At 57.8% G+C, this 3,450-nt stretch carries 3 protein-coding genes and 1 tRNA gene; 1 reads left to right on the top strand and 3 read right to left on the bottom strand.

Annotated features, from left to right (window positions below; translation table 11 throughout):
* Both EDE05_RS26595 and EDE05_RS26590 read right to left on the bottom strand, forming a co-directional pair.
* A partial coding sequence (locus EDE05_RS26595) for a hypothetical protein (protein WP_208325244.1) occupies nt 1–362 on the bottom strand: 362 nt, incomplete at its 3' end.
* A 485-nt stretch (nt 363–847) separates the two neighbouring features.
* Entirely contained in the window at nt 848–1,369 is a 522-nt protein-coding gene (locus tag EDE05_RS26590) for a MarR family transcriptional regulator (RefSeq protein WP_105375146.1), read from the bottom strand.
* A gap of 245 nt (nt 1,370–1,614) precedes the next feature.
* Here EDE05_RS26590 and EDE05_RS26585 point away from each other — a divergent pair, with 245 nt between their 5' ends.
* Nucleotides 1,615–2,820, top strand: coding sequence for an MFS transporter (locus tag EDE05_RS26585; RefSeq protein ID WP_208325243.1), 1,206 nt, complete (start codon nt 1,615–1,617; stop codon nt 2,818–2,820).
* A 535-nt stretch (nt 2,821–3,355) separates the two neighbouring features.
* On the opposite strand, the gene EDE05_RS26580 is transcribed toward EDE05_RS26585, so the two are convergent.
* A tRNA-Met gene (locus EDE05_RS26580) sits at nt 3,356–3,432 on the bottom strand.
* Nucleotides 3,433–3,450: the final 18 nt, after the last annotated feature.

The raw sequence follows: 3,450 nt of genomic DNA, 5'->3' as shown, positions 1-3,450 counted from the left end.
ACGGCCCGAAGATCCTCTGCCACGGCATCGGCGTGCTGCGGCGTGAACTTCGGCTCGCTCCACATAATTCCGGCGCGATCATAGGCACAAGCGCGGGTAAGGCGTGCGACGCTGTCATGTACCTTTGCCCACGAAAGCGTCCCATAATTGTCCAGTCCCGCTTCAAGGATGACGGTCGGCGATCCTTGGCCACCGCAATCAAGATGGATATTACGTCCTCCAACGTCAATCAGTCTGCCCGGAGGCGGGTATTTTGCCCTGGCCCAATGCCGCGACAACACCTCGTAGGCGCTGCCCACCGCAACCGGCAGAACGACCAGTGCAACCAGGCAGAAGGAAACAAGCTTGAGCAAGAGCTTCATATGAACCGGCGGGAGGGTCGAGAGAGCTTCAGGGCCATTATACGGCTCCGTAAGAGAGGACATACTATTGCGAAGACGTTCATAGTTCAGGTCTCGGAACGCGCCGGCATCGGGCATAGCTGGAATGGATAGCTTATAAAGGGTTTGACCATCCGACTAGATTCGGCCACGAAACCCTGACGCGCGCAAAAGTTGATAGCGCGCCTGTTCCCTCGGCTTCCTCAACAACGTCGATGATGGCGACGTGGCCGCAGGCTTCATCAGTTACTCCATCGCGGCGCGGGATCAGATGCATCCAAGCGCTCGGTCTTCATCTGTTACAGCAAGGAGGGTCAGAGAGCCCGGAGCGGCCTCCTCCAAGGTTGAGGCCATGAATCTCTCCTGGAGGTCTTTCATTGACCTACCGTGGCTTGCAGAATTTACGATGACCTTCGCAGGCGGCTCACCCCACTGGCATGCCTTCGGAAGGACCGCTCCTGGCGCATTCACCGTGATTGTGTATGTCGTAAGCCTGCAAGAAGCTTAATGGAAAGAGCGTTGAACTGATGTTGCTCGGCCATTGTTAATCCTGCCAGCGCCAGGCGCTCGTTTTCGACATGCTTCGCAAGGATCCCGTCGATCAACGAGACACCTTTGGGGGTCAAAGCCACCAGTGTACCGCGTCGATCGGTCGGATGGTTTCGTCGCTCCACCAAACCCTCTCGTTCAAGGCGATCTATACGAGCCGTCATTCCACCTGAAGAGAGCATTGCGGATTCATAAAGCCGGGTGGGGGTGAGTTCGTAGGGTGCGCCCGAGCGCCGCAATGTTGCCAAGACGTCGAACTCCCCGCTTTGTAGGCCATGCTCCGCAAAAAACGGAGTGAGACGATCGCGCATGATGATCAGCGTAATCTCTCCGAGACGGCCGAGCACCTCCATCGGAAAGGGATCAATGTCAGGACGCTCCCTCCGCCATTGTTCTGCTGCAGCAGCTGCGGGATCCAAGCTGTTGATAGGCTCACTCATATTCGTGCCTCGATTCTACGAATGTTCGCGATGATTCAGCCGTGTAGGGGCCGGTGTTGTCATGGCCGGTCGCGGATCCACCTGTGGCATGTCGGGCTTTCTGTTCTCGGAGCATCGGTTCAGTCCGTTGGTTTTTAATCCTGCGCAAGCACGCACTCATCGACTCCGTCGTATAAAACTGTTGATGCTTTCAACCATGTCATTTATCTCGATGTCAAGATTCTTAATAGCAAGCGATATAGAACGTGCTCCAACATCAAGATGTGCAACGCAAAAGCCATGAAGCATCCTCCGCTTCGAACACCCTTTCGATAATCGCCGTTGTCGCCGTTGCGCTGAACTTGCGGCCGGCACTTGCGGCTTTGGGCCCCGTTCTCGACCGGATCGAAGCAGGATCGGGCCTGACATCGACTGGCGCTGGGGCGCTGACGACGCTTCCGGTTTTTCTAATGGGATTGGGCGCCCTCGCCGGCTCTTCCCTGCAGCAATCGATCGGGGATAGACGCGGCATTGCTCTGGGAGTAGCGATCATTGCGCTTGCCTGCATTTCGCGGCTCCTCTGGTTTTCCAGTGCCGGGCTTCTTGCCAGTGCAGCAGTATGCGGTCTCGGCATTGCTGCCGTTCAAGCGTTGATGCCCGGATTCATCAAGCGGGTATTCCCGTTGGACGTAGGGCGCGTCATGGGATTGTACTCAACCGGCATCATGGGGGGCGCAACCATGGCAGCCGCGACTGCGGCTGGTTTGTCCCGTTTCGTAGGTTGGGAAGCGATGCTGGGGCTGTGGGGGCTGCCTGCTCTCCTTGCCCTTGTTCTGTGGAAAGGAGCATCCTCTTCGGATGCCTGCGTGAAACAAACGGCATCCCGTCAAACCGTGGGTCGATCACCGTTGAAAAGCGGCAAAGCCTGGCTCCTGCTTATCTTCTTTGGCGTCGGTACGGGCGCCTATACGCTTGTCCTGGCATGGCTACCACCTTTCTATATTCAACTGGGGCGCAGCGAAGATATTGCCGGCTATATGCTCGCGGGTCTTACGCTGATGGAGGTTGTCGCCGGTCTTGCTGTATCGGCTTTAATCAACCGCTTTCCTGATCGGCGGGGACCGCTGGCCGCCGCACTTTTCGCCATTCTCGCCGGCCTGATCTGCCTCATCACCATGCCACTGACTATGGCACTTCCCGCAATGATCCTGCTTGGGCTGGGGATCGGCGCGCTGTTTCCTCTGTCGCTGATCGTGACGCTCGACCACGCCGACGAACCGGCGAGTGCCGGCCGCCTCTTGGCCTTCGTCCAAGGAGGCGGCTATATTATCGCAAGCGTCATGCCCTTTGCGGCCGGCTGGCTGCGCGCCCATTCAGATGATTTGTCACAAGCATGGGTCATGATGGCTCTCGGGATCGGTCTGCTTATCTTGCTCGCGATGCGTTTCGCTCCCGAAGAGCGCATCGTTTGACTGCGTCCGCGGCAAGGCAGAAGGCAGCGCTCTACATTGCAGAAGCCATTTCCTGGAACGATGATCGTTCCGGCCTGATGCAGATCGAATTTAATGCCTGTCGCTGTGACCGTCAGGCCACCGCAGGCATGAAGAACCCGATCCTCGGGAAGGCATCGAAGCGAAAGCTGTTGTCAATGTCGGCCTGCTCAAAAGCGCGGTTTCCGCCGTCAAGACCATGCTGTCAACGCGGGAGTGTGGGGTGGAGGAAAGCTGGAGATCGATTGCCAGTTGGTGCAAAAGGTGGTCATTGCGCCATCGGCAGATGGCAAGACGGCGGAACTGATCATTCACGGCCGCCTTGCCGCTATTCTGGCTGCCCAGGAAGCGTGGCGCGAGGTTTCACGGGAACTGCGCAGTGAGCAATCGGCGGAGTTCGACCGCAGGCGTTCGGCTGGGGAGTTCAAGTCACTAGCGGACAAGACAAAATTCCTGCGCCGCTGCGAAGCCTTGCTGGCCGAGCGTGGGCAGGAATGGATGCTGTTACAAATGTCGGTGGTTGCGGGGGCAGGATTTGAACCTGCGGCCTTCAGGTTATGAGCCTGACGAGCTACCGGGCTGCTCCACCCCGCGTCACCAAGAATACGGACC

It is taken from the genome of Neorhizobium sp. R1-B (assembly GCF_004368875.1).
In the GTDB taxonomy this organism is placed as follows: Bacteria; Pseudomonadota; Alphaproteobacteria; order Rhizobiales; family Rhizobiaceae; genus Neorhizobium; species Neorhizobium huautlense.
Note: the sequence above shows the minus strand (reverse complement) of the source record. Positions and strands in the feature narration are given on the sequence as shown.

What these genes read in the sequence shown, in the direction of transcription:
- EDE05_RS26590 (WP_105375146.1), bottom strand. Translation starts at nt 1,369, where the DNA reads ATGAGTGAGCCTATCAACAGCTTGGATCCCGCAGCTGCTGCAGCAGAA.